Raw genomic sequence first — 23,794 nt, forward strand, 5'->3', positions numbered from 1 at the left:
TAAAATTGTTTGTTCTCAAAAGGGTTTGTAACAAAAGTAGCAACTGTTTTTGACTTCGGGGCCCAATTAAGGCTGAAAGTATTCGAAGGCAGTTTGGCATATCTGCGTAACTTGCTGCATGACTGGATCTAGTTATTTGGGAGTGCAGGGGTGTCCTGCTCCAACCGGATGGGAGCGTTTTCGGTGTTGTTCAGTTGTTGCTGTGCCTGTTTCAGTTTTCGGCTGGCCTCCTGAAGTTGAGTTTGTCCCGATTCGAAATCTTGTAGCAGCAGGCTAAGGTAGCTATCCAGGTTGTACGATCCGTAGTTGATAAATTCGTCAATTTTCTTCATCACACTCTCCTGTGTCTTGGTGTTTTTTTGAAGCAGTTTTTTTATTTCTTCTGTGCGGGTTTTTAGTTTTTCAGCGCCGGCATCTCTGGCAAAATAAGCGGCATCCGAACTTTGGTAGGTAGCCTTTTTACTGTACGTAATGAGGCTGTCCAAATCTTCGCGGGCCAAGAGCAGGTGTTGGTTTATTTCAGCGGTTTCATAAGCACCTTCCAGAAAACGAAAGTGCTCTGCTGCTTTTTCGGCTGCCGTATTGGCTTTTAAAACTGACGAACGGGCTTGCTTTAAGGCTGACTCCAACATCGTTTGCGCCTGAATTGCTGTACTCAGGAGGACGAACAAAATGAAGATTAGCCGTAGTTTCATAAGCGGGTTGTTTTGTAGTTCAAAACGCTGTTGAAGCTGTTCTATTGTTTCGGTTTTGTTGGCAAGCGGTCAATCATTGCAATGTCTTCCGGACGTTGGTGCTTCCAACGGCGATGCGACCACAGCCAGTAGGCAGGCTGTTCACGAATAATTTCTTCCATTTTATCAATGTATGTCAGCAAAATGGTTTCCGGCTTTTCATGGCGTGGTTCGACGATTAACTCTGTCAGTATAATTTCATATTTTCCGCGTCCCACTTTTTTCGTGTGATGAAAAAAGACGGGTTGGTTGGTTTTGTGTGCAATCTTTTCGGGGCCACTAAAAAAGGGTGTTTCCTGGTTTAAAAACATGGTCCAGAACTTGGAAGACTGCGCCGGCGTTTGATCCGCGCCGAGCCATAAAATCCCGGGATGTTCGGTTTGATCAAACTGAATGGCCATTCGAGCCGACCTGTGCACAGGAACAGACATTCCTCCAAAACGTTCACGAATACTGAGTATGAAGTTTTCCAGTTCCGGATTGTTGCGTACCGGGTTGTAAACCATAAAGAATTGATGATTGGAAAGGCGTTGTACCGAAGCTCCCCATTCCCAGTTGTTGTAGTGCATGGCCAGTACAATGATGCTTTTTTGCTGTTTGAAGTAGGCTTCCATTTTTTCAACCCCATAAACCTTCAAGCGCTTGTTCAACTCTTCTTCGCTCATGCTGTGCAGCTTAATCGATTCGAACGAAACATCGCACAAATGATGATAGTATTCGCGGGCAATGCGGTCAATTTCCTCTTCCGTTTTTTCCGGAAATGAGTTGCGAAGGTTGGAATAGACAACGGCTTTTCGGTACCCGATAATGTGAAAAAGGAGAACAAAGGCAATATCACTGATCAGGTACAACAAAGGAAAAGGCAGGTGCGAAAAGGCTTTTAAAAAGAGGACGATAAGGTTGTTGAGAAATTTACCCATGTTTATTTACTTCAAATCATGCAAAATTAAGATTTTTTTAAGAAGTCTTTGTGGATAGTTTCAGCATAAATTGACAACTTCGGACAATCATAAATATTCTGTTGTCATTATTTTATAAATTGAATTAATACAATGAAAAAGTTAACCTATTCCTTCTTGCTTTGGCTGGCAGCCTGCCCGGCCTTTTCACAAACTCAAATTGTAGCGCATCGTGGCGCCTCGTACCTTGCTCCTGAAAATACAGTAGCTGCAGCCGACCTGGCCTGGACTTTGGATGCCGATGCTGTTGAAATCGATATACATCTTTCCAAAGACGGGGAGGTGGTTGTGTGTCATGATCATACCACGAAGCGCACCGGAGGTCAGGATTTGGTGATTGCAGAAACGAATGCGAAAGACCTGCGCAAACTAGATGTAGGTGAATGGAAAGATCCTAAATATAAAGGGGAGAAAATACCTTTGATTTCCGAAGTTTTCGAGACCGTTCCGAAAGGTAAAAAACTGGTGGTTGAGATTAAATGTGGGCCCGAAGTGTTGCCCGCTTTAAAAAGGGCAGTAGCTGCCAGTGGGAAAACAGACCAAGCCATATTCATCGCTTTTGGCTGGGAAACCATTTTGGCTACTAAAGAAGCTTTTCCGTCCAATGCCTGCTATTGGCTGAGTGCGAAGAAAGAAGGTCTGTCGGAGCGTTTGGAGGAAGCTGCCATGCTTGGACTGGATGGGGTGAACTTGCATTACCGCATTGTAGATCAGGATGTGATGGCACTGGCCGATCAGCTTGATTTGGATGTGTTGTGCTGGACCGTGGATGATCCGGAGGAAGCCAAACGATTGGTTGATTTGGGAATTATGGCAATTACCACGAACCGGCCGGCCTGGTTGCTGGAGCAACTGGAAGCAAAGAATTAACCTTCTCCTGTTTTATCCTCTCGATGGAGGTATCTTTTGGTGTAATCAAGGACGGCTGTTTACCGGAAATACCGAGGAGCTGTTCCTGATTACACCAAAACAAAATTGGCTAATCAAGCGGACGGGCAACCAAAATGCCGGTGTAACTTTTTTTAGCCTGAAGGAAGTCTGCCAACGGCTCTTCAGAAATAACGACCTGCATTGCTGAAGTGGAAGCATGCATTAAATGCCGGCGTCCATTAACCACAACAACAATCCCGACATGGGTAACATCAAGGCCTGCAATGCTGGTAGCTAAGCCCACCAGGTCACCTTCCTGCAAGTTTGCTTCCTGCTTTTCAACTTCTTCTTTCGGAATAAAATAGTAGCTCCGCCCGGAAATGGCTTTTTCCTGTCCGGCAAGTGTTTGTACCAGCTCTGGATTGGCTTTTAGTACCGGGTAGCTGTCCGGGTGGGTCGACATAAAATTAACCGTCAAATCCAATGCTTGTCCAAAATTGCTGGCCGGCTGACTGACGATCCCTTTTTGTTGGTTGTCAAAAATCCAGTCGCTGAAATAATGCAGACGTGAAGTGTAGCCCTCCCGCTTTCCGTTTCGATAACGGATGGTTTCAAGCTCATGAGCAAACTGAGAGAAGTCCGGATTTGGTTTTTTTAGTGTGCGGGCCAGCGCCAGAGCTGTTTCGGCAAAGGTGGTGCAGTCCAGTCCTTCCAGCTCAATGGTCAATGGCTCATCCTCGCCATGTTCCAACGTTTGAGCCACATAAGGCACTGCTAAAAACTGCTTACCAACTTCGGCAACCAATTGGGGCATATCCATGGAGGAAACGTCAGAAAAATGGGCCATGACCGATTCAAACTTCAAACTGTCTGCCCGTTCGCACAATACATGCTGTTTGACAGGTGTTGATGCGTTGGCTTTTTCCTTGTTCACCTGTTGACAAGCCACCATAAAAAGAAAGCCGTAGAGGAGATAAGTTACTTTTTTCATATCCGGTTGATTTGGCGTTCTGAAAATACAAAAATATATTCCGAATGCAAGGTAGGGTAAAATGCTTTTTAAACGGTTAAGGAATGAAAAGCAGCGAATATTGCTTAACTTTTCAGGGCGAATAGCCGCATGGACAAAGAAAGGAGTTTCGAAACCAAGACAAGTTGACCTTGACACGACAAGATTTTAAAAAGTTGTTTGACCAGCATTTCGATGCCATTCGTAATTACATTTTTTACCGGTCGGGCGATGCAGATTTGGCAACAGATTTGGCGCAGGAGGTGTTCATGCACCTGTGGGAAAAACAGCTGGAATATCATCCGAAAGCGACGGTTGGTTTGCTGTATAAAATGGCGAGCGATGAGTTTGTCTCTCATTATCGTCGGCAAAAGCTAGAGTTGAATTATAAAAACGCGTTAAGCTTCAAGTTGCAGGATGTTTCGCCCGAAGAAGAGCTGGAATACAAAGAGCTGCAGCAAAAGTATGAAAAGGCCCTGGCAGGCTTGTCCGAAAAGCAGCGGGTGGTTTTTTTAATGAGCCGGATGGATGGTTTGAAGTACCATGAAATTGCAGAGCGCTTGCGCATCAGCGTCAAAGCGGTTGAAAAGCGGATGAAATATGCCCTTGACGATTTAAAATCGAAAATTAAAGTAAAATGAAAAACGGCAGTAACCATACCAATCAATCAAATGATATTCTGGCTGAGCTGGATCGGCTGGATACGCATTTGGAGATTCCGTACGCTAAAAACCGGGAAGAGGTTTGGAAGGCGATGGAGGCTCGGCTGGAAACGGGGGCTTCGAAAAAAACGATCAGCTTGTTTCGCCGACCGGCTGTGCGCCTGGCCATTGCAGCATCGGTTTTGCTTTTGCTTGGCTTGATTGGAGTCATGCGATTTTATACGGTTGATGTCACAAGCTCGCCCGGGCAACTTTTGGTGGTTGAGCTTCCGGATGGTTCGGCTGTACAAATGAGCGCTGTTTCAAGTCTGACGTATCATCCGTATTGGTGGCGCTTTTCACGGGAGTTAAGTTTGGATGGAGAAGCTTTTTTCGAGGTCGAAAAGGGAAGCCGTTTTTCGGTGAAATCAGAAAAAGCAACGACTTCGGTGTTGGGCACCCGTTTCAACATTTATGCTCGGGACGAATCGTACCGGGTGGTCTGCCAAACGGGCAAGGTTAAAGTGGTAGGGCAAGCGGATGGCTCGGAAGTGATTTTGACAGCGAACCAAAAAGCAGAATTGAAAGCGGGGGATGGCTTTGACGTGCAGCAGAATATTAACGTTCAGGCAGAGACCGCCTGGATCAACGATGAATTTAATTTTAGAGACCGACCCTTGAAGGAAGTTTTGGAAGAAGTGGAACGGCAGTATGGAGTGAGCATTCAGGGTAAAAATTTATTAAACGATGGAAATTATCAGGCAAGCATTTCCAGCCGAATGGTACGTTCTGAACTAGATGCAGAAGACATCCTGGAAATGATTTGTACCTTGTACAAGCTTCAGTATGAAAAACTGGGGCCAAACGAATACCGGATTAGCCCAAAGAAATAGGAGAAATTGAAAAAGAACGTTTTATTGCTCGGACTGCTCTTTTCATGTTTGCTTAGCCTGGCGCAGCAAGTTGAACTGGATTATCAGGAAAAAAGCCTGAACAGCATTCTTATCGATCTTTGCGAGCGCTATGAATTGCAATATTCTTTGGATGATCACTACTTTTCAACATTTAATGTGACGGTTTCGCAAGCGTTTGCTTCGCCTGAGAAAGCTTTTGATTTTTTGTTGAAAGACCTTCCGGCAGCGTATAAAAAATTAGGATCGGTGTATGTGTTTTACGAATTTCATGCAGATCCAATTCCCCAAAGTTATGTTTTGAGCGGTGGTTTTTACGACCACTTAAGTTCGGAATCGTTGCCTTACACACATCTTCAAATTAACGGGACAGGTTTACTCAGTGATCAAAATGGAAGTTTTTCCTTTGTTGGAAAGGACAAACACTTTCATTTGCAGGCTTCTTATCTTGGCTACTTCATGTTGGATACGCTGGTTGAAGCTGGAGGGAATCATCAGTTTCTAATGCGCCCTTCCAATTATCAGCTTCAGGAAGTTGAGGTGAAAGGGTTGAAGGTTGTGCGATCCCTGCAGGTTGGAAATAAGCCGGGAGTACTTCGCTTAAATCATCAGGTTGCGCAGTTTTTACCCGGCAATGGCGATAATTCGGTTTTCAACCTGCTGCGGTTGCAGCCCGGAATTCTGGCAGCAGGCGAACAGTCCAATGATTTGGTTATTTGGGGAAGTTATGAAGGGCAAAGCCAGGTGCTTTTTGATGGGTTTACCTTGTTCGGAATGAAGAATTTTAACGACAACATCAGTGCTGTGAATCCGCTGATGGCAAAGGATATTCAGGTGCTTAAAGGTGCTTATGGCGCTGATCAGGGCGGACGGGTTGGTGGTTTGGTGAACATTACCGGCGTTGATGGAGACAGGCATCGTCCGCATGTCAAAATGAGTGTTAATAACATGACGCTTAATGGGATGTTGAGTGTGCCGGTGGCTCAGCAAGCGGCACTTACGCTTGCGTTTCGGCAAACGTATTACGAACTGTATGACAGTGAGCAACTGACCTTTCGAAGCGGTCGCTCCGGCAATTCGCGCAATATCAGCGAACGGACCATCTCTCCGGATTATAATTTTCGCGATTTAAATCTGAAATATTCGGGGATCACTAACAACGGGGATTCTTACGGAATTAGCGCCTTACTTGGCGAAGATCGTTTTTCGTATTCTTTGGATGTGGAGAGTGAGCAGTCTCAGTATGATTACGAAGATCATGAACATAACAGGCAGTATGCTGTTTCCGGCTTTTTTCAGAAGAAATGGGAAAATGGAAGTCGGACTAAATTGTCCGCGGCGTATTCGAAGCTGGATAAAGAGGTGAGAACCTTGCGATCGATTGGTCGCCAGTCCTCCGGACAGGGGGGACAAGGTCGTGGGTCCGGAACAGGTGGCTTCGATAATGTATTGAATAAAAATCAGACTTTGTGGAATGCCGTAGCTGAAGCAAAAGTGAGGCTTAGCCATCAAAAGGCGCTGGCCGAACGCCATCAGCTGGAGTGGGGTGCGGAATGGGTGTTCAACCCGATTCAATTTCAGGAAGATTCATTTCTGGTGCAGTTGACCAATCATCAGGTTGAGGCCTCGCGTTTGAATATTTATGTGCAGGATGCCATTGCCGTAACATCGGGGTTTGATCTTAAGTTTGGTTTACGCTCAAATTATTCAATCAACCTCAATAAATGGTATTGGCAACCACGGTTCTCGGCCGGGCTTGCATTGGGCAAAGGATTTAAACTGAACCTGGCAGCAGGACGCCATAACCAGTTTATAACACGTAGTTCGTTGGTGGACGGAGAGGGCAACTACCACTATTTGTGGTCGGTTTGTAATGACGGTGCTGTTCCGGTTTTGGATGCAACACATGGTGTGGCTGGTTTAAGCTTCCATCGGAATAAATTGCTGGTGAGCCTGGAGGCTTTCCGAAAAAACACAAATGGGCTGACGCGCTATGTGGACCAGTTTGCCGCACCAAATTTATACGAAGGTGAGAGTAAAACACATGGACTTGATTTCTTCATCAAACAGGAATATAAAGGGCACGAAGCCTGGATAAGCTATACTTTGAGCGAGACCCTGGAGCATTTCGATTATTTTGCGAGCACGGCTTTTCAGCGGGCTTTGCATGATCAGCGGCACGAGTTGAAAGCGGCGCTTCTGCTGAATTTTGATCCGGTTCATCTTTCTTCCAGTTATGTTTTTGGTTCTGGCTTTCCCGATCCGCGTTTGGCTGTTGACGGGCTGTCGGAACAGAATTACAATCGGTTGGATCTGGCAGCTACTTATCGTTGGGCTGCACCAACCTTTTCCCTTGAAGCCGGAATCTCGATTCTGAATGTCTTGAACCATTCCAATTTGAAGTATGCGAACTTTATCGTGTTGCCCGAAGAACAGGATGTCTCTTTAAACCTGCATGCTGAAGCCATTCCGTTTACGCCAACCGTTTTTCTTAATTTGTCCTTCTAGCCAGAATAAAAGATTCCACTTGCTTAGCCGGAAATGAATTGCTTGTTGCCCGGTAATTGGGGAGGCGAACATCGTTTCAGAAAAAATAATCAGGCAAGGTAGGGTAAACGGAATTTCATGCGGTTTACAGGTGAAAGATATTTAGAAGGAATCATAAAAACACATGTTATGAAAGCAATCATTCGAACATTCGCAGCATTAGCCCTACTTGTGGGGATGACTACCACCACCGTATGGGCGCAGGGGAATGGCACCCAGACCCGTGACCGAATTCATCAGGATCAGGATGCCGATCAGGACAAAGATCAGACACAGGATCGCCTTCGACTGAGAGATCAATCGTTGAAACTTACCGGTGAGCAACAAGCCATTTTGAATCAGGCTCGTGCCAAAGGAAAAGAATTTAGAGATGCTTTCCGGGCTACGTTCTCGGAAGAACAGCTGGCCATTTTGGAAAATACCGAAATGACCCGGGAAGAAAAACGGGAGGCTTTGCAGGCTTCATTTACCGAAGAGCAAAAGGAAATGTTGGAAGCACATAACCAACTTCGGCAAGAACAGCGGGCACAAATGCAAACCAATATGGGAGCAGGTGAAATGCAACAGGTACGGAAACGACTGCAACAACAGGACAATGCAGAAGGCATGGGTAGTGGTGTTCAACAACGGATGCGCAACCAAATTCACCAGGAAACACAAACTCAGTTGAATGAGCAAGTTCAACAGCAAGCGCAGCAGCAAGCACAACAGCAAGCCCAGCAACAGGCGCAACAACAAGCGCAGCAGCAGGCTAAAAGAGGAAATGGTAAGGGGGGAAACTAAGCTATTGAGCCCAAGAGGCCCGTTGATGATCCTTGGTCGTCACGGGTCTTTTCTTTTAAACGAAAACTGATCAATCAAAAAATACATCTCATGAAACGAATTTTTGCATTTGTCATCGTGCTGCTTATTTTCTGGAATACCGGACTGAAAGCCCAGCAGCCCAATGTGATTGATGATTTAGAGGAAGCACGACTTGACTCCTTGTTGAACGAGGTGATTTTTAATGATGATGAGTTGAGTTACCTGTTTGGCGTGAAGCAAAACTATCAATTTTTGTATTGGCGAAGTAACTTCGATTCGCAGACCTTTTTTGCCGGACGGGAAATTGGGAATCAGCAGTACAACTTGAGCAGCCAGCTTTTTTACCTGCACTCCAAGGGTTTTTATGCCGGAATAGCAGGCGCCTGGTATAGCCAGCTTGAACCGGGCTACGGAACAACAGTGCTGACGGCAGGCTATGCCCGAAGTCTGAAAAAGATGAAGTTTTTAAGGTATCGGCTATCTTACGATTATTTTATTTACAACAATGACGATCCGGATTTTGATCCCCTGTACAGCAGTGGTGTAGACCTTGGGGTAACCTTAAAAAGTGAGCACTTCGGTACCCGCTTCGATAGTTACTTTTTACTGGGCAAGGAGCTTGGATCAACCCTTTCCTGGGATGTGTATGCCTACCTCAATCTGGTGCAACTGGGACGATACGATAAAATCAGGTTCGAACCCGAACTGTCGCTTTACTTTGGTTCTGAGTTGGTCGAATACCAGCTTAATGCGCCCATCATTGATCCGGACACCAACACAGAAATCATTACCGACTTTAAAGATGTCTTTGGCTTGATGAATATACAGCTGCAACTGCCTTTGAGCGTGAAGTACAAAAGCTTCGATTTTGAGGCTGCCTGGATTTATAATATTCCCCGAACGATGGATGAAGGGCTGGATTATCCGAACAATTCTTCCTTTCGTTTTTCTCTGGGATACATTTTCAATCTGTAACTAGCTTCAGGATTGGTTTATGTCTCTTTGGTCAGTTCGCCGCTGGCCAAAGGAAACAGTTCATCCAGTTCGTAAATGGTACAGGAGGGGACTGCTGTCTTGCTGAAAAAGGCATTAATCATTGCTTGTGCAACAACTTTTGCATGAATGGGGCGGTACCTTTTGAATATAAACTGGGTAAGCCAACGCATTGCGCTGAGGCCAATCTGTTCGGCCGTGCGCTGTTCCTGGCGTTCCCCATCCAAAAACGATGGTCGAAGAATGGCCACCTGCTTAAAGCCTGCTTGCTGGACCGCTTCATCCAGCTGACCTTTTAACCGGCTGTAAAATAGTTTGGATTTGGCATTGGCTCCTGCCGATGAAACCAGCACATAAGAAGCAACGCCATTGCTGGCTGCAGCTTTTGCTACCTGGTACTGATAGGTGTAGTCAATAAGAAACTGCTTCTCTTTGCTGCCTGCTTTTTTCAGGGTGGTTCCCAGGGCAGAGAAAAGCACATCGCCCTGAACAGAATGAGCCCAGTTGGAGATTTGATCAAAATCAACCAGGTGTTCCTGGAGTTTGGGGTGAGATAAACCAGTGCTGCGGCGCCCGAAAACTAGAACCTGATCAAAACGTTTGTCTTGAAGCAAGAGCCTGATTAGATGATTTCCAACCAGGCCCGTGCTTCCAATTACAATGGCAGATTGTTTTTTCATGTGCGTAAATCCGGGATTAATCCATCTTCTGCCAGCTGGTTGAAATGATCTGTAATCGTCTTTTCAAAGGAGATGAAGCTCATCTTTAAATCCTTCTTGATGTAGGAATTATCAAAGACAAAGTCGTAGCCCATATTGCGTTTTACATACTTCCGCGAGAATCCCATGAGTGGTCCTATGAGTTGAAACAGCCACTTCGGAACATATTTTTTGGGCAGTGGATAATTGGGGTGTCGCTTCCGGATCATGTTGGCAATAGCCAGAAAATCTTTTTGATGGGCTGCAGCCAGGTGGCGACCACTTGCCGTTGGTATCAGTCCGGCCAGAATATGGGCTCGGGCCACATCGCGAACGTCAACAATGGCCTGGTCGCCTGTTGGAACGCCGGATTTAAATTTGCCAGAGAAAAGCTGAATCATCAGGTTGATGCTGGTAGAGTCGGAGTGCTGGCTAAGGGATGGACCAAGGATAAAGCCCGGGTTGATGACGACCAAGTCCCAGCGGTTTTGTTTTTCTGCAATCTTCCAGGCTTCTTTTTCTGCAATTGTTTTCGAATACGGATAAGGCTGATACTCCGCGGAGCTGCTGGTATTCCAGCTTTTCTCATTGAATACACCGTTGTTCTGTTCTTTTACATCGCGGGCATCGCCTACCATGGCCACAATGCTGGAGGTGAGCACTACCCGCTTGACCGATCCCGAATCGTTGGCCGAGAATAAAACATTTCGGGTACCTTGAAGAGCCGGTTGAATCAGCTCTTTATCGGCATTTTTTATCGCTGTTATTTTAAATGGAGAGGCAGTGTGAATGACCAGCTCACAGCCTTCCATCGCTTCCTGAAACGAATGATCCAGCAGCAGGTCTGCTTCATAAATGGCTAATTTTCCTTTACTTTTCGAGGCGATATCCAGCAAGTGTTGGTATTTCTTTTGGGCTGACTTATCTCTTACGGTTGTATTTACCTGAAAGCCCTCGTCCAGCAACTGCTTGATAATCCATGAAGCAAGATAGCCGGTGCCGCCGGTTACCAGTATGGGTTTATCTCTGTCTATTGTTGTCATTGTCTTGCTATTTTGTGCGATTTGTTTCTTTTTCCATGGACTGATTAGTCTGTTTGTTTAGCCCTTTAAGGTATCCCAGTATAAAGTAAAAGCGTTTTCGAGACACAATTCATCTGTAATCTTTTCAGGGTGGGTAAGCAAGTATTTGGTAATTCCCATCAAGGTGCCATCAATGGCTTCAAACATTAAATCAATGTTTATAGGTTTCAGAATTTCCTTTTCCTGTCCTAATTTCAGAATGTCGTAAATAAACTGAAAACGCCGATAACCAAGTTCTCTTGTTAGGTTAGTGATAAAGGGGGAATTGCTGTACTGGCTGTAAAATAGTTGATGCTCCGGGTGGGCTACAGACCAGTGTATTGCATTGAAAAAAATCTGTCTCAATTTCCCTTTGATGGTTTCTTGTTCATCTACTTTGATAGAAAGCGATTGGATCATTTCTTCCTTGGTTTCCAGGTAAAGCGTGTTAATCAGTTCCTCCTTGGTTTTGAAATGATGGAACAAAGTACCCGTGGCCACCCCCGACTCTTTGGCAATTTGGGAAGTGGGCGTAGCATGAAAACCATTGGTTACGAATAATCGCAAGGCTGTTGTTAATATCTGTGCTCTTTTTTCACTCATAATAAATTGACTAATCAGTCTACGAAATTGGCAAGGAATATTGAATTTTCCAAATCGAAATTAGGTGAATTTTTAAGACATTTTTTGGGTGGATTGATTGCACCTCGCTTGGTATTTGGAATGGATGAGAACGACTGTTTTTGGGCATCTGACTGCAAGTGTTAGTGCCTCGTTTAAAAAGTGGGGAAGATGGACGTACAATCAAAAGAAGTTGATTTAATTACGAATAGGATATATTCTTGCATCTTATTTTTATTCAGTTTAAATTAGTATAGTCTAATTTTTTAAGAAAACAACCTATAAAACGAATAAAATGATAAACAAGATTCATAGCCTGGGAGGCTATATTCACGAGTACCAAAAAAGCATTGCTAATCCTCAGGCATTCTGGGCCCAGCAAGGAGAGAGCTTTTTTTGGCGTAAACGTTGGGAAAACGTGATAGATTGGAATTTTGACGAACCCAGTATTAAATGGTATGTGAACGGAAAGTTGAATATTACCGAAAATATCTTCGAGCGTAACCTCTATACGCACGGAGATCAGGAAGCCATTATCTGGGAGCCCAACAACCCCCAGGATGAGTCTCGGGTTTTAACCTATGCTGAACTTTTTTCTGAAGTGAATAAGTTTGCCAATACGTTGCGACGTTTAGGTGTTGGCAAAGGCGACCGGGTGGCTATTTACATGCCCATGGTTCCGGAGCTGGCTATTGCCTTGCTGGCTTGTGCCCGTATTGGTGCTATTCATTCTGTTGTGTTTGCCGGCTTTTCAGCGAATGCTTTGCAGGAACGGATCAATGATGCGTCGGCTAAGGTATTATTAACTGCGGATGGCGGCTTCCGTGGAGATAAAATTACCCCATTGAAACAAATTGCAGATGAAGCGCTGGAGTCGTGTTCAACCATTGAGACGGTGGTGGTGCTGAAACGGACCAATTCGCCCATTGAGATGATTGTTGGCCGCGATATTTGGTGGCACAAGGCCGTTGACGGGCAATCGGATGTTTGTCCGGCCGAGATTATGGATTCAGAAGACCCCTTGTTCATTCTTTATACCTCGGGGTCTACCGGCAAGCCCAAAGGAATTGTGCACACGGTAGGCGGGTACATGGTTTATTCTGCCTATACGTTTACCAATGTTTTTCAATACCACGCCGGCGATGTTTACTTCTGCACCGCTGATATTGGCTGGATAACCGGCCACTCTTACATTGTGTATGGACCTTTGCTGACAGGAGCGAAAACCCTGATGTTTGAAGGCGTACCCACCTGGCCTGATGCCGGACGGTTTTGGGACATTGTTAATAAATACCAGGTCAATCAGTTTTATACGGCACCAACAGCCATTCGAGCCCTGCTGGCCAAAGGAAATGAGTTTCTGGAAAATAAGAAGCTGGCTTCATTGAAAGTGCTTGGAACGGTTGGAGAACCCATTAATGAAGAAGCCTGGCACTGGTATCACGATCATGTAGGGATGAGTCAATGCCCGATAGTGGATACCTGGTGGCAAACTGAAACCGGTGGCATTATGATTTCACCACTGGCAGGAATTACGCCCACGAAACCCTCATTTGCAACTTTGCCCTTGCCAGGCATTCAGCCGGTCATTGTTAATAATGAAGGCAAGGAATTGAGTGGAAATTCGGTGGAAGGAAATTTGTGTGTCAAGTTTCCCTGGCCAGGAATGGCAAGAACCATTTGGGGCGATCATGAGCGTTTTCGGACTACTTATTTTTCAACTTACAGTAAAATGTACTTTACCGGAGACGGTGTTAAGCGCGATGAAGATGGCTATTACCGGATCCTCGGCCGGGTGGATGATGTTATTAATGTGTCAGGACACCGACTGGGAACGGCAGAGATTGAAAATGCGATTAACGAACACCCCTTGGTTAATGAATCAGCTGTAGTTGGGTATCCGCATGCCATTAAAGGACAGGGCATTTATGCCTTTGTGGTTTGTGGCGAGCTGTCAACTGGTGGTGAAGAAGGGATTCGGCGAAGCATCATGCAGGGTGTCACCAAGATTATTGGACCCATTGCCAGGCCCGATCTGGTGCAGCTGGTTCCGGGGCTTCCTAAAACCCGAAGCGGTAAAATTATGCGTCGGATTCTTCGGAAAGTTGCTGAAGGTGATGCTTCTAATCTGGGCGATATTTCAACCTTGCTGGATGAAGATGTTGTGGATCAGATCATCGAAGGAGCACTTGTGGATGTTAAAGTATAAACAAGCCTACGTCATAAAAAGGGAGCCCGAGAGCTCCCTTTTTTTAGGATGTGATGTTTGCGTTAAACTTAGAGCAATTGGGCTTCCGGCTCTGGCAGACTATCCTTTTTCTGTTTAATTTTGAATGTGCACCAAGACGCTATGAAGCATTAGTTTATACGAACTTTTGTTTGATAATTCGTTTGTCTTTGTTAAATAATCAACCGGGGAAACTTGGTTTAATTTGGAGATTTTGAGTTGAAAATGTGTTCTTCTAAAATCAACACTAAAAAATAGATATCATGACTGTAAACAGAACCTTTGGAATAGTAGGCATTGACAAAAATGAGCCTATGGTATCGGACAAGAAAAAGATTCAATATATTAACCTGAAGCTGGCTGCTGACGGTTATCCTACGACAATTAACGGCACGAAGTCTGACTTTTTGGAGATGGCCATGCCTTTGTTGAATAATTACAACATCAAGTCGCGACTGTTGGATAGCAACAGTTCGCCTATGGGGGAGCGGATTCAAAAGTTTCTGGATGACTATTTAAGTGATGTGCCTGGCGACAATACCATCACTTTTCCGGGACACCCGTTTATTCTTGATCGCTATGGATTGGCCCGGATGGTTTCGCTTCCGTTGAATACGGACTACCATGAAACCGACATCATCAAGTCCTATCGGACATCGCAGGGGATTTTAAATAATCCGAAAGAAGACCGACGGACAACCAAAGGCGTTTTTCACATTGCCGAGGGTGGACTGCCTATCCCGGACGATAAGAAAGCAGTGCCTAAAGCTACTTTCTGTAAGTTGTTGCAGGCTGCACTGAATCCGCCGAAGGAGAGTTTAAAGCTGCCGTTTACGGCCAAACAGGAAGAGCCGGCTGAATTGTTTGTAAGCTTGATGCTGCGCCCAATTGTGGTACCGGAAGTACATGGCGTAATGAAGGAAAAATCTATGGAAGTTAACTTCCTGGCTCCGGGAAGTTTGGTATCCAACCTCGATTTTGTAGAGTCTATTTTTGGGAATGCAGGCGATCCGTTTTTGCCCGAGAATGATGCGGCACTTTCGCCTGAAAACTGGACCGGACATACCGGTTGTGTAATTTTGGCGCCTCACCTGACCAAGATGACTAAAAAGGAACTGGGACTTCCTCATTTTGATAATGCTACCGAGCGTCAGCGTCGGGATGGCATGTGCTGGAAAAAGGAGGACGAAAAATACAATGATGGAACGGCCTTCAAAATTACTGCACGTGATGAGCGCGGCGTGGTTGTTACTTTGATCGCGGATAACTACTATGGCTATTGCAAGAAAGAAGTAAAAACGATGATTGGTTACTCGGCGAACCTTTATGGTTTGGCTGAAGAAGAGCATGCCGGTGGCGCCATCGCCTTTCGCAGTTACAACTTGGGCGAAAAATGCTACCTCGACGAACGGCTTCCGTCTAACGGACTTGATTTTGCCTCTTTTATTTACTTGTTTGCCGACCTGATTGAACTTAAAGAAGAAGGCTATGCGGTTGATAAAAATTACCCGCAGGTTATTTATATCCCGGAGGATGCGAACTTCGATTTACTAAAACAAACGATCAGTTGGGACAAAGCCGGCGAAAAGCAGACCATTAAGTTGTTGCCTTATAAATATTACATCTATCCGAATGGTTACCGGGTAGAAATGAAAAAACGCATTGAAGGACCAAAATGGCATTTGGTAGGAACTCAGGCCGAAGGAACTTTGTGTCACAAGCCTTGTACCGTTTCGGGTGGTGGAAAGTCGGAGATTTCAAAATCGATTAAAGATGCCATGATTCAAGGATCGGTGATTGTGACTGACTTGAATGCTGACCTGGATCGGGTAGAAGAAATTATGTCGACAGATTTCTCGAAACGATTTAAAGTTCCGGCCGATTACTCGGTCAACAAATCACGTCACATCTTGAGCCGTCGTCGTTCACTGGGTTCTGTGATTAAATTACTGACTCCTTCGGATGAATACACGGATGAGTACAATGCCTGGCTGACTTCCATTCCACAGCACATCAAAGTGTTGGTCTATGTTATCAAAGGAAACTACAGCGAAGACTGGGATAAAGATTGGCGGAAATACTTCTCTGTAGATAAAATTAACGGTGTGCCGGGCAATGAGCTGAAGTTCCAAAACAATAAGTTGTTGTCCAATTATCTGCGTGTAGGCCATGATACGGATAAATCCTGGCGCCTGTTCTTGTTGCGTCAAGATTATAATCCTTCCAGCAAAGTGCAGGTGGAAGATGATATTACCGCTTCGGTAACGCTGGATGCCAGTAAACTGGAGAACCTCAATCCGGAGTATGCCAATACCAGCGTGAAGATTGTTAAGAACTGCGAATCCCGCTTGTTTCAGCGTCCGGATGACTGCGTAATCAAAGGCTATGACAAGCAAGGAGAAAAAGACCTTTCCAGTCCGAATACCTTCTTGTCCAACTTTGAGCCGCTTACACGTGAGCAGGTTCAGGAAATTAAAGATGACGCGATTGGTTTTGAGTTGTATACTCAACCCGTGAAAGACTTAATTAATACGTTTCTGGAAAGTTCAAAACCAGAATACCTGGTGGTTCCGTCAGAGCCACGCTTGGTTGACGGTGTACCTTCCAAGAATCCCCGCTACTTGCAAATTCGGCCCGATTTGGTTGAGCCGGTCGAAAAATACATTGCCGAAATGTCCACACGGATTTTCCGGAAAATTCCACTGGAAAAACCTGTTCATTTGCCGGTGAATTCGGTTTTACCTGGACGGAGAAACAACCCGGCCGAACCGGAAATTAATGTTCCACCTTTGGCGGTTTATAACCCCATTCACTATCAGGAGTTGCCAGAGTTATTTATTGACTTTATTTGCAGCATTACCGGTAAATCTCCTTCAACTACAGGATTTGGTTCAGAGGGAGCTTTAACCAAGGGACCTTTTAACTCCTTGTTGCCTGCAGCAGATTTGAATAACGCTTTCTTGTCTTACATCCTGACTGGCTACCATGGCTATTCATCGGCAGCGGGCTATGTGGGACCTAAGTATAAAGTGGATCATGATATTAGCCTGCTGGTTCCCGAACTGTGGTGTCGCATGTCGGTTGAGGAGCGCGAGCCGGAGTATTTGATTAAGCATGGCTACCTTGAGAAAGTGGAGAACTTCAAACACAAAGGAAAAATGGTGGATGCCAGTTTGCTGGGTTACCGTATTACTTTGCGTTTTGTTACGCACTTTATGGGCCGTATTTTTAGTAAGCCCGAAGCCGTATTTAGCGATGAAATGCTGAAACCTGAAATGCAGGATATGGATATGTTTGTGGCTTCGATTGAAAACCTGTCGGTAACACAAAAACGGGTTGCTGAAGGGTTTATGAGAGATGGAACGATTGATCTGCTTTGTCCTCCGCTAAAAGCACTTGTCCACATCATGGTTGATGGTCAGTATAAAGGAAAAGACCGGAGTCATCCGGATATTCGTGCCATGTTTACCCGCGAAGCCGTCTTGAGCAGCGCCTGGTATCAGGAGCGCTTGGTTGAAAAGCAGAAGCGTGATATTGCCCAGCGGACAACTAATGTAGCGTATATTGAAGAGGTGATCAATCGGAAGAACTTTGCTGAAACGTCAGTTCGTCTCAACTTGCCAGAGCGCCTGAAAGCGGCCAAAGCACGCTTGGCGAAAGTTTCTTCACCGGCTTACCTGGATGACCTGAAAGGAACAATCGGTGTGGATACGCTCCGCCCGATTCAGGATTAGCATATTTTGTTGAAAGAAAGAATAAACGATAGAAAGGAGTCCCCAAGGGCTCCTTTTTCACCTTTAATGTGTTCCAAAATGGTGTGTGATAAAACCAGTTTAGGGATTATTTTTTTATAAAAACCAATAAAAGAAGTAGCTATGAAATTGAAATATGCCTTAATCGGTGCCGGTGGGCTGGGAGGCTATTATGGTGGAAAACTGGCGCAAGCAGGTGCTGATATCCATTTCTTGTTGCGCAGCGATTATCAACAGGTTGTTAATAACGGCTTACGGGTTGATTCGGTCAAAGGGGATTTTCACCTTCACCCGGTTTCAGCTTATGCTTCAGCAGAAGATATGCCGGTTTGCGATGTGGTGTTGGTTTGCCTGAAAACAACCAGCAATCATTTGCTCCCTGAGCTTTTAAAACCAATTGTTCATGACCAAACTTTGGTGTTGCTAATCCAGAATGGATTGGGGATTGAAGATGAATTAGCCCAAGCAATGCCCGGATTAAATGTGGCTGGTGGGTTGGCTTTTATTTGTTCTCAAAAGGTTGGTCCCGGTCACATTCAGCATCTTGATTTGGGCCGGTTGATTTTGGGCATGCATTCTTCGGAAGGAGAAGATGTGCTTAAACAGGTTTGCCAGGATTTTGAACAGGCAGGTGTACCTACGACATTTTCTGAAGACCTGGTTCTCTCGCGATGGCAAAAGTTGGTATGGAATGTGCCTTTCAACGGACTTGCTGTTGTGTTAGACGCTTCAACGAACCAGATGATGGTAAATGAAGATGCCAAAGAGCTGGCGCAAGAATTAATGTTGGAAGTGGTTCATGCTGCTAACCATTGCGGTTGTTCGCTGGAAGAAGAGTTTGCTGCTAAGATGATCGCAACTACAATGAATATGACTCCATACGCACCAAGTATGAAGCAGGATTTTGATTATCAGCGACCAATGGAAATTGAGGCTATTTATGCACAGCCTGTAAAAACTGCCAGAGCAGCTGGTTTTGAAATGAAGAAAACCGCGATGTTGGAGCGTCAGCTGCGTTTTATGGAAGCTCGTCAACAAGCCAAAAAATAAATTCGGTTGGAATAGAGAATTTACAAATTGAAGACAAAGAAGAGGCTGTCCTTTTAAGGACAGCCTCTTCTTTGTAGCGTGTTTCTTGTTTCATTTTAATGGTGCATGTGCTCGTTGTACACCCGCTTGAGCCAGGGGAGTAACAACAGAATAATGAAAAATGCACCTAAGGTGAGGATTGCATTGGTCAGGAAGAAATTGGATTTCTTTTCAAACAAATCCCACATTCCGGAAAGGACCCCGGAAAGTTTGTTACCAATAGCCGTTGATAAAAACCAGCCTCCCATCATCAGGGCAGCAATGCGCCGAGGGGCCAGCTTCGATACCAGTGAAAGTCCCATTGGACTTAAACACAACTCTCCAACAGTAATAACACCATATACGCCAAACAGCCAGGCAACTGAAGCTTTATCGGCGCCATTGCCCGATAATACTGCTGCGGCAACCATTACCAGCCACGACACTGCAGAGATGAGCATTCCCCAAGCAATTTTGCCGGGAGTAGAGGGCTCTTTTTTACGACGTCCTAAGAAAGTAAAAAAGGCAACCACCAGCGGAGTAAGGATAACCACAAAAAACGGGTTGATGGAGGCTTGCAGCTCAGTTGGCCAAAGCGTTAGTTTGCCAAACTTGCCGGTTGAGCTTCCTTTTACTTTCTCCCATTCTTTTTCGGTCAGATCGCCAGGCTTTCCTTCCAGGTTTCCTTGCGGAAGCTCTTTGTTGTAATTGTCGAAATAATAGCTTGGGCCAACTTCTGTTCCCAGTTTTTCGCCATGCAGGCCAACTACTTGACGTTCGCGTGGAACGGTTGAAACCTCTTCGGTGCTGGCAATTGTGTTGATCACCTGCTCCATTTTGGGGCCAAGTTCACGGTCCGTGTTGTTTTGTGCCCAATAGGTCAGGGCCGAGCCATTTTGATGGAAAACAGCCCAGAAGATGATGACAACTCCGAAAATGGAAAGCAAAGCTGCGATTGGGGCTTTTTCGTTCTTGTCGGCTGTGCGCCAGGTATTGTAGAAGAAATACAGCACGGGCAAGCAGAAGAAGATGAAAGCATCGTTGGAGTCGGAACCAAAAATGTTATCAGGAATGATCCAGCCAATAGCTGCTGCGGCAAAAGCTGGTAAGAACAAAACGGTGAAAATTTTTGCCAGTGATAAATCGCCTGGACGAGCAGGTGAAATTTTATCTGCTTCCTTAATTTCCGGAACGCGCCAGTTTCCGAAGGCAAACCATACCAGGCCAACCAACATACCAACTCCGGCTGCTGCAAAAGCCCATCCCCAGCCATAGGAAAGACGAAGCCAGGCAGCTACGAAATTACAGACAAATGCACCAATGTTAATTCCCATGTAGAAAATATTGTAGCCCGAGTCTTTCAAATGTTCGTATTCGGGCTTTTCGTACAGTTTTCCCAAGAGCACCGAAACATTGGGTTTAAACAAGCCATTTCCTAAAATAATCATTAGCAGCGAGAGGTAGAAAGCCATCATGCTGTTTGGAATGGAAAGGCCGATGTAACCGGCTGCCATAAATAAGCCTCCAAGGTAAATGGAACGCCGGTAGCCTAAAAAGCGGTCAGCGAGCAAACCACCGAAAAATGGGGTGAGGTACACCAGTGCCAAGTAGGTACCATAAATATCGGCTGCTTCCATATTGCTCATGCCAAGTCCGGCAAACCTGGCCGTTTCCGGGGCAATCATGTATAAGGTGAATATACCGAGCATCAGGTAATAACCAAAGCGTTCCCACATTTCGGTAAAAAAGAGGATCATAAGTCCTTTTGGATGTTTGTTTTTCGCCATAATTTAATCTATTTCTGTTGTAAAATTTCGTACTGCAATGATAAGCAGCGTCCAAGTTACTCAAAATGATAAAACCCCAAAATCTGAAGTTTGATTTTTGCATTGATATTTATCGCTGGCCTAAAAAAAAGAAAACCCGGTCCAAATGAACCGGGTTCTGCATATATGAAAATTGTATCGTTACTTGATGCCTTTCATCATTTTTTTCAGCCAGGGAGAAAGAGCCACCAACATCAGGGCTATAATGGCCGATTGAATGGCAATTAACCAGAAAACCTGTACTTCCTGCCCGATGGCAGCTTCCAGTTTCATGGAGATGGCTTTCATTTGCGAAGCAACAAAGTTACCGGCTGCAAAGGATCCCATCCAAACTCCCATCATGGTTGAAACCAATTTCGGGGGCGACAGTTTTGTTACCATCGACAAGCCGATAGGAGAGAGACACAGCTCGCCAAAGGTGTGCAGCATAAATACAAACACAAGCCAAAGGGGGCTCACTAGTGTGATGGCCTCTCCGGTAGTTGATTTGGTGTAAGCAATAGCCATTACAACAAAACCAAGGCTCAGCATAATCATTCCCCATGCAAATTTCATGGGAGTATTGGGGTTGAGGTTTTTCTTATCCAGTTTGGCCCAAAGAATACTGAACAGGGGGGCAAAACCTACAATAAAGATGGCATTAACACTCTGAAACCAGCTAGCAGGAATTTCCCAGCTGCCGATCATCCGTTGTGTATTGTCACGTGCAAAAATGTTGAAGGTTGTTCCGGCTTGTTCAAAACCGCTCCAGAAAAAGATATTGAAAACAGCCAGTACCAGAATTACAGCTACCCGACTCCATTCCGTTTTTCCATTGGTTCCGCGGAAAATATTGAGCAACAGATAACCTGTACCTCCCACAGCAATAATGCGTACCAGCCAGCTTTGAGCCGATGCAGAGATTGTACTCCAGCCCATAATGATTCCGAAGACTAGGCCTACAATTCCGACCACATACAGCACAATGCTTACCCAGTCGTTAATCGCTAAGCGTACCCGTTCGCTTTTTACTTTAGGGGGCATTCCAATGTGCCCGAGTGTGTGGCTTCGAATAAAAAACCAGAGTGTACCGATTAGCATCCCTGCTCCTGCAGACATGAATCCGTATTCCCAGGCAATTTGCTCACCTAGTTTTCCGGCAACCAGCGGAGCAATGAAGGCTCCCAGGTTGATACCCATATAGAAAATGGTAAATCCACCGTCTTTGCGCGGGTCATTGTTGTCGTAAAGTTCCCCAACCATGGTTGAAATGTTGGGTTTAAAAAAGCCGTTTCCGAGGATGAGAATTCCAAGGCCGGCATAAAAAATCATTTGACGTAAATCCATATCACCTCCGTCAACCATTGCACTTGCAGCCAGCAAAAACTGTCCGCAAGCCATGGTTAGCCCGCCAATGTATATCGTTTTGCGTTGTCCAAGAACCTTGTCGGCCAGCATCCCCCCAATAATCGGGGTAACATACACCAGCCCTGTAAAAATACCGTAAATGGTAAAAGCATCCAGTTCGGCCATTTCAAAACCACCGTTGGCAAATGTGGCAGTTAAAAACAACACCAGCAATGCCCGCATACCATAGTAACTAAATCGTTCCCACATCTCGGTGGCAAATAGAGAAGACAGCCCGACTGGGTGTCCAAAGAAAGCAGTACTCTGATCTTTAGCCATATTCTTTTATGTTTAAATTCAAGCAAGCAAAGATAGGTATCTTTTTGTTTTTTGACTTGGTTTAATGTCAGCATTCTTGGCTTGGAGGCTAAAAAATGATGACAAAATCGTGCTTCGATCGGATGCTTTTGCGTGCGGGTGTTATTTGTTCTTTGTTGTTTAGCGAGGGCAACAACTAGTGGTTAAGTGGTAAATGCTGTTTTTAGAATAGAATATGCAGGTGAAAATTGGTGACAGACTGTGTCAGCCTTCCCCTTCCAACCTCTCTTTTCTTTTTCTCGATTACTTCCTGGCATAAAAAAGAAGTCCATTTTAGTGATTTTAAGCTCTTTTGCTCCATCCTTGAAAAAAAGATTAAAATTATCTCGGTATTTAATGTGTCCTAAATCAGACAATTAGAGGGTTTCGCCGAAAATATTTTCAAAAAAGATGGTACTTTGTATTGCATAGAACCATTTAATGTTTGTATATTTGTAATACCGAATTCAAGGTAAAAGATAGAAATAGTTTAAAAAAAGTTCTATACAGAGTGTAACGAAAACAGAAACCAGTCGTCTTAAAAACGGAAACAGAAAGCAAACAAGTTCTCAAAGCCATTAGAAAACAGAAAACAGAAAACAAGAAACAAAACACAGGAGGCCCATCATGAAAACACAAGAGACAAACACCGGAAACAACAACAATCAGACAGAACGAGTATTGTTAAGAAGTGCTGCGGTAATTATCAGCTTTGTATTAATCAGCTTTACTGTGAGCGCACAAGGATTTTGGAAACAGTTACTGACCAACAACAGTTTTGGACAGGTAGCCTTATTGATGGTTGAAGAAACCACTGCCGCCGAAGTAAGCGTACCAGCCGCAACGGAAAGCACCGCCTTTTATTTGGAGCAAGCCACGGATGCCGAACTGGAAGTGGAAGCGTGGATGACCGACGATGTTTATTTCGGAGCCCACACCCACCTGGCCCTTCCGGCCGCAGAACCTGCACTGGAACTGGAAAGCTGGATGAAGGATGAAAATCATTTCAAAAGCCACCTGATGGATGTTGACCAGGAAGAGGAGTTGGAACTGGAAGCGTGGATGACAGACAACGACTACTGGAGCTTGTAACCGTAAGCTTCGTATAGCGGGAAGATTGAGATACTAAACAGAGAAGAGAGAGGGAGCAAATTATGAAGATCGAGAATACAAAAGCACAAATGCGCAAAGGGGTTTTGGAATACTGCATCTTACTGGTGCTGGATGGGAAACCCCTTTATGCAAGCGACATTATTGATGAGTTGAAAAACTCCAAAATGATCGTTGTAGAAGGCACACTTTACCCGCTGCTGACCCGATTGAAAAATGCCGGTCTGCTGGCCTACAACTGGGAAGAGTCAACCCAGGGGCCACCCCGGAAATACTACGA

At 45.0% G+C, this 23,794-nt stretch carries 19 protein-coding genes; 11 read left to right on the forward strand and 8 right to left on the reverse strand.

The genetic code is table 11. The annotated features are described in order from the left end of the window. Positions 1 to 128: 128 nt before the first annotated feature. Together ACRD6K_RS17460 and ACRD6K_RS17465 are read right to left on the reverse strand one after the other, a co-directional pair. Entirely contained in the window at positions 129 to 695 is a 567-nt protein-coding gene (locus tag ACRD6K_RS17460) for a hypothetical protein (protein WP_430974317.1), read from the reverse strand. A 41-nt stretch (positions 696 to 736) separates the two neighbouring features. After that, a complete protein-coding gene (locus ACRD6K_RS17465; protein ID WP_430974318.1) occupies positions 737 to 1,654 on the reverse strand; it encodes a lysophospholipid acyltransferase family protein in 918 nt (305 codons plus the stop codon). Positions 1,655 to 1,786: 132 nt separating this feature from the next. Here ACRD6K_RS17465 and ACRD6K_RS17470 point away from each other — a divergent pair, with 132 nt between their 5' ends. Further along, positions 1,787 to 2,563, forward strand: coding sequence for a glycerophosphodiester phosphodiesterase (locus tag ACRD6K_RS17470; RefSeq protein ID WP_430974319.1), 777 nt, complete (start codon positions 1,787 to 1,789; stop codon positions 2,561 to 2,563). A gap of 109 nt (positions 2,564 to 2,672) precedes the next feature. Here the strand turns inward: ACRD6K_RS17470 and ACRD6K_RS17475 are convergent, their stop codons facing one another. Further along, on the reverse strand, positions 2,673 to 3,554 hold the full coding sequence (locus ACRD6K_RS17475; protein WP_430974320.1) for an N-acetylmuramoyl-L-alanine amidase-like domain-containing protein: 882 nt from the start codon (positions 3,552 to 3,554) through the stop codon (positions 2,673 to 2,675). Between the two features lie 170 nt (positions 3,555 to 3,724). Here ACRD6K_RS17475 and ACRD6K_RS17480 point away from each other — a divergent pair, with 170 nt between their 5' ends. The 5 genes from ACRD6K_RS17480 to ACRD6K_RS17500 all read left to right on the forward strand — a co-directional run bounded on the left by ACRD6K_RS17480 (position 3,725) and on the right by ACRD6K_RS17500 (position 9,450). Next, positions 3,725 to 4,213: an RNA polymerase sigma factor gene (locus tag ACRD6K_RS17480; protein WP_430974321.1), complete on the forward strand. Its 489-nt coding sequence runs from the start codon at positions 3,725 to 3,727 to the stop codon at positions 4,211 to 4,213. Continuing rightward, entirely contained in the window at positions 4,210 to 5,106 is an 897-nt protein-coding gene (locus ACRD6K_RS17485) for a FecR family protein (RefSeq protein ID WP_430974322.1), read from the forward strand. The genes ACRD6K_RS17480 and ACRD6K_RS17485 overlap by 4 nt, the downstream gene beginning before the upstream one ends. 6 nt (positions 5,107 to 5,112) lie before the next feature. Continuing rightward, positions 5,113 to 7,632 (forward strand): TonB-dependent receptor plug domain-containing protein, encoded by a 2,520-nt coding sequence (locus ACRD6K_RS17490; RefSeq protein ID WP_430974323.1) that lies wholly within the window; start codon positions 5,113 to 5,115, stop codon positions 7,630 to 7,632. A 168-nt stretch (positions 7,633 to 7,800) separates the two neighbouring features. Next, complete coding sequence (locus tag ACRD6K_RS17495; RefSeq protein WP_430974324.1) at positions 7,801 to 8,454, forward strand: hypothetical protein; 654 nt, start codon at positions 7,801 to 7,803, stop codon at positions 8,452 to 8,454. A 90-nt stretch (positions 8,455 to 8,544) separates the two neighbouring features. Continuing rightward, on the forward strand, positions 8,545 to 9,450 hold the full coding sequence (locus ACRD6K_RS17500) for a hypothetical protein (RefSeq protein WP_430974325.1): 906 nt from the start codon (positions 8,545 to 8,547) through the stop codon (positions 9,448 to 9,450). 17 nt (positions 9,451 to 9,467) lie between these two features. Here ACRD6K_RS17500 and ACRD6K_RS17505 read toward each other — a convergent pair whose 3' ends face one another. From ACRD6K_RS17505 to ACRD6K_RS17515, 3 genes are read right to left on the reverse strand one after another with little or no spacing between them, the layout of a single operon-like run. Beyond that, positions 9,468 to 10,148: an NAD(P)H-binding protein gene (locus ACRD6K_RS17505; RefSeq protein ID WP_430974326.1), complete on the reverse strand. Its 681-nt coding sequence runs from the start codon at positions 10,146 to 10,148 to the stop codon at positions 9,468 to 9,470. Beyond that, on the reverse strand, positions 10,145 to 11,209 hold the full coding sequence (locus ACRD6K_RS17510) for an SDR family oxidoreductase (protein WP_430974327.1): 1,065 nt from the start codon (positions 11,207 to 11,209) through the stop codon (positions 10,145 to 10,147). The genes ACRD6K_RS17505 and ACRD6K_RS17510 overlap by 4 nt, the downstream gene beginning before the upstream one ends. A gap of 57 nt (positions 11,210 to 11,266) precedes the next feature. Continuing rightward, positions 11,267 to 11,830 (reverse strand): TetR/AcrR family transcriptional regulator, encoded by a 564-nt coding sequence (locus tag ACRD6K_RS17515; protein ID WP_430974328.1) that lies wholly within the window; start codon positions 11,828 to 11,830, stop codon positions 11,267 to 11,269. A gap of 313 nt (positions 11,831 to 12,143) precedes the next feature. On the opposite strand from ACRD6K_RS17515, the gene acs reads away from it, so the two are divergent. The 3 genes from acs to ACRD6K_RS17530 all read left to right on the forward strand — a co-directional run bounded on the left by acs (position 12,144) and on the right by ACRD6K_RS17530 (position 18,877). Then, positions 12,144 to 14,057 (forward strand): acetate--CoA ligase, encoded by a 1,914-nt coding sequence (gene acs, locus ACRD6K_RS17520; protein WP_430974329.1) that lies wholly within the window; start codon positions 12,144 to 12,146, stop codon positions 14,055 to 14,057. 281 nt (positions 14,058 to 14,338) lie between these two features. After that, positions 14,339 to 17,809, forward strand: a complete 3,471-nt coding sequence (locus tag ACRD6K_RS17525; RefSeq protein WP_430974330.1) for a PPi-type phosphoenolpyruvate carboxykinase family protein — start codon at positions 14,339 to 14,341, stop codon at positions 17,807 to 17,809. A 141-nt stretch (positions 17,810 to 17,950) separates the two neighbouring features. Continuing rightward, positions 17,951 to 18,877, forward strand: a complete 927-nt coding sequence (locus ACRD6K_RS17530) for a putative 2-dehydropantoate 2-reductase (protein ID WP_430974331.1) — start codon at positions 17,951 to 17,953, stop codon at positions 18,875 to 18,877. Positions 18,878 to 18,972: 95 nt separating this feature from the next. Here the strand turns inward: ACRD6K_RS17530 and ACRD6K_RS17535 are convergent, their stop codons facing one another. Together ACRD6K_RS17535 and ACRD6K_RS17540 are read right to left on the reverse strand one after the other, a co-directional pair. Continuing rightward, positions 18,973 to 20,682 carry a peptide MFS transporter gene (locus tag ACRD6K_RS17535; protein ID WP_430974332.1) on the reverse strand — a complete coding sequence of 570 codons (1,710 nt, stop codon included), beginning with the start codon at positions 20,680 to 20,682 and terminating at the stop codon, positions 18,973 to 18,975. Positions 20,683 to 20,862: 180 nt separating this feature from the next. Next, the gene (locus tag ACRD6K_RS17540; RefSeq protein ID WP_299583102.1) at positions 20,863 to 22,386 is read right to left on the reverse strand and encodes a peptide MFS transporter; all 1,524 of its coding nucleotides are present in this window, start codon (positions 22,384 to 22,386) and stop codon (positions 20,863 to 20,865) included. A gap of 645 nt (positions 22,387 to 23,031) precedes the next feature. Between ACRD6K_RS17540 and ACRD6K_RS17545 the strand changes: the two genes are divergently transcribed. Together ACRD6K_RS17545 and ACRD6K_RS17550 are read left to right on the forward strand one after the other, a co-directional pair. Next, a complete protein-coding gene (locus tag ACRD6K_RS17545) occupies positions 23,032 to 23,496 on the forward strand; it encodes a hypothetical protein (RefSeq protein WP_430974333.1) in 465 nt (154 codons plus the stop codon). A 62-nt stretch (positions 23,497 to 23,558) separates the two neighbouring features. Further along, on the forward strand, positions 23,559 to 23,794 hold a 236-nt coding region (locus tag ACRD6K_RS17550), incomplete at its 3' end, for a PadR family transcriptional regulator (protein WP_430974334.1).

Source organism: Sunxiuqinia rutila (assembly GCF_050589705.1).
In the GTDB taxonomy this organism is placed as follows: Bacteria; Bacteroidota; Bacteroidia; order Bacteroidales; family Prolixibacteraceae; genus Sunxiuqinia; species Sunxiuqinia rutila.

Coding starts and splice junctions, on each gene's coding strand:
- ACRD6K_RS17530 (WP_430974331.1), top strand. CDS start 17,951: ATGAAATTGAAATATGCCTTAATCGGTGCCGGTGGGCTGGGAGGCTAT.
- ACRD6K_RS17505 (WP_430974326.1), bottom strand. CDS start 10,148: ATGAAAAAACAATCTGCCATTGTAATTGGAAGCACGGGCCTGGTTGGA.
- ACRD6K_RS17515 (WP_430974328.1), bottom strand. CDS start 11,830: ATGAGTGAAAAAAGAGCACAGATATTAACAACAGCCTTGCGATTATTC.
- ACRD6K_RS17510 (WP_430974327.1), bottom strand. CDS start 11,209: ATGACAACAATAGACAGAGATAAACCCATACTGGTAACCGGCGGCACC.
- ACRD6K_RS17540 (WP_299583102.1), bottom strand. CDS start 22,386: ATGGCTAAAGATCAGAGTACTGCTTTCTTTGGACACCCAGTCGGGCTG.
- ACRD6K_RS17525 (WP_430974330.1), top strand. CDS start 14,339: ATGACTGTAAACAGAACCTTTGGAATAGTAGGCATTGACAAAAATGAG.
- ACRD6K_RS17535 (WP_430974332.1), bottom strand. CDS start 20,682: ATGGCGAAAAACAAACATCCAAAAGGACTTATGATCCTCTTTTTTACC.
- ACRD6K_RS17465 (WP_430974318.1), bottom strand. CDS start 1,654: ATGGGTAAATTTCTCAACAACCTTATCGTCCTCTTTTTAAAAGCCTTT.
- ACRD6K_RS17475 (WP_430974320.1), bottom strand. CDS start 3,554: ATGAAAAAAGTAACTTATCTCCTCTACGGCTTTCTTTTTATGGTGGCT.
- ACRD6K_RS17485 (WP_430974322.1), top strand. CDS start 4,210: ATGAAAAACGGCAGTAACCATACCAATCAATCAAATGATATTCTGGCT.
- ACRD6K_RS17460 (WP_430974317.1), bottom strand. CDS start 695: ATGAAACTACGGCTAATCTTCATTTTGTTCGTCCTCCTGAGTACAGCA.
- ACRD6K_RS17500 (WP_430974325.1), top strand. CDS start 8,545: ATGAAACGAATTTTTGCATTTGTCATCGTGCTGCTTATTTTCTGGAAT.
- ACRD6K_RS17470 (WP_430974319.1), top strand. CDS start 1,787: ATGAAAAAGTTAACCTATTCCTTCTTGCTTTGGCTGGCAGCCTGCCCG.
- acs (WP_430974329.1), top strand. CDS start 12,144: ATGATAAACAAGATTCATAGCCTGGGAGGCTATATTCACGAGTACCAA.
- ACRD6K_RS17545 (WP_430974333.1), top strand. CDS start 23,032: ATGAAAACACAAGAGACAAACACCGGAAACAACAACAATCAGACAGAA.
- ACRD6K_RS17495 (WP_430974324.1), top strand. CDS start 7,801: ATGAAAGCAATCATTCGAACATTCGCAGCATTAGCCCTACTTGTGGGG.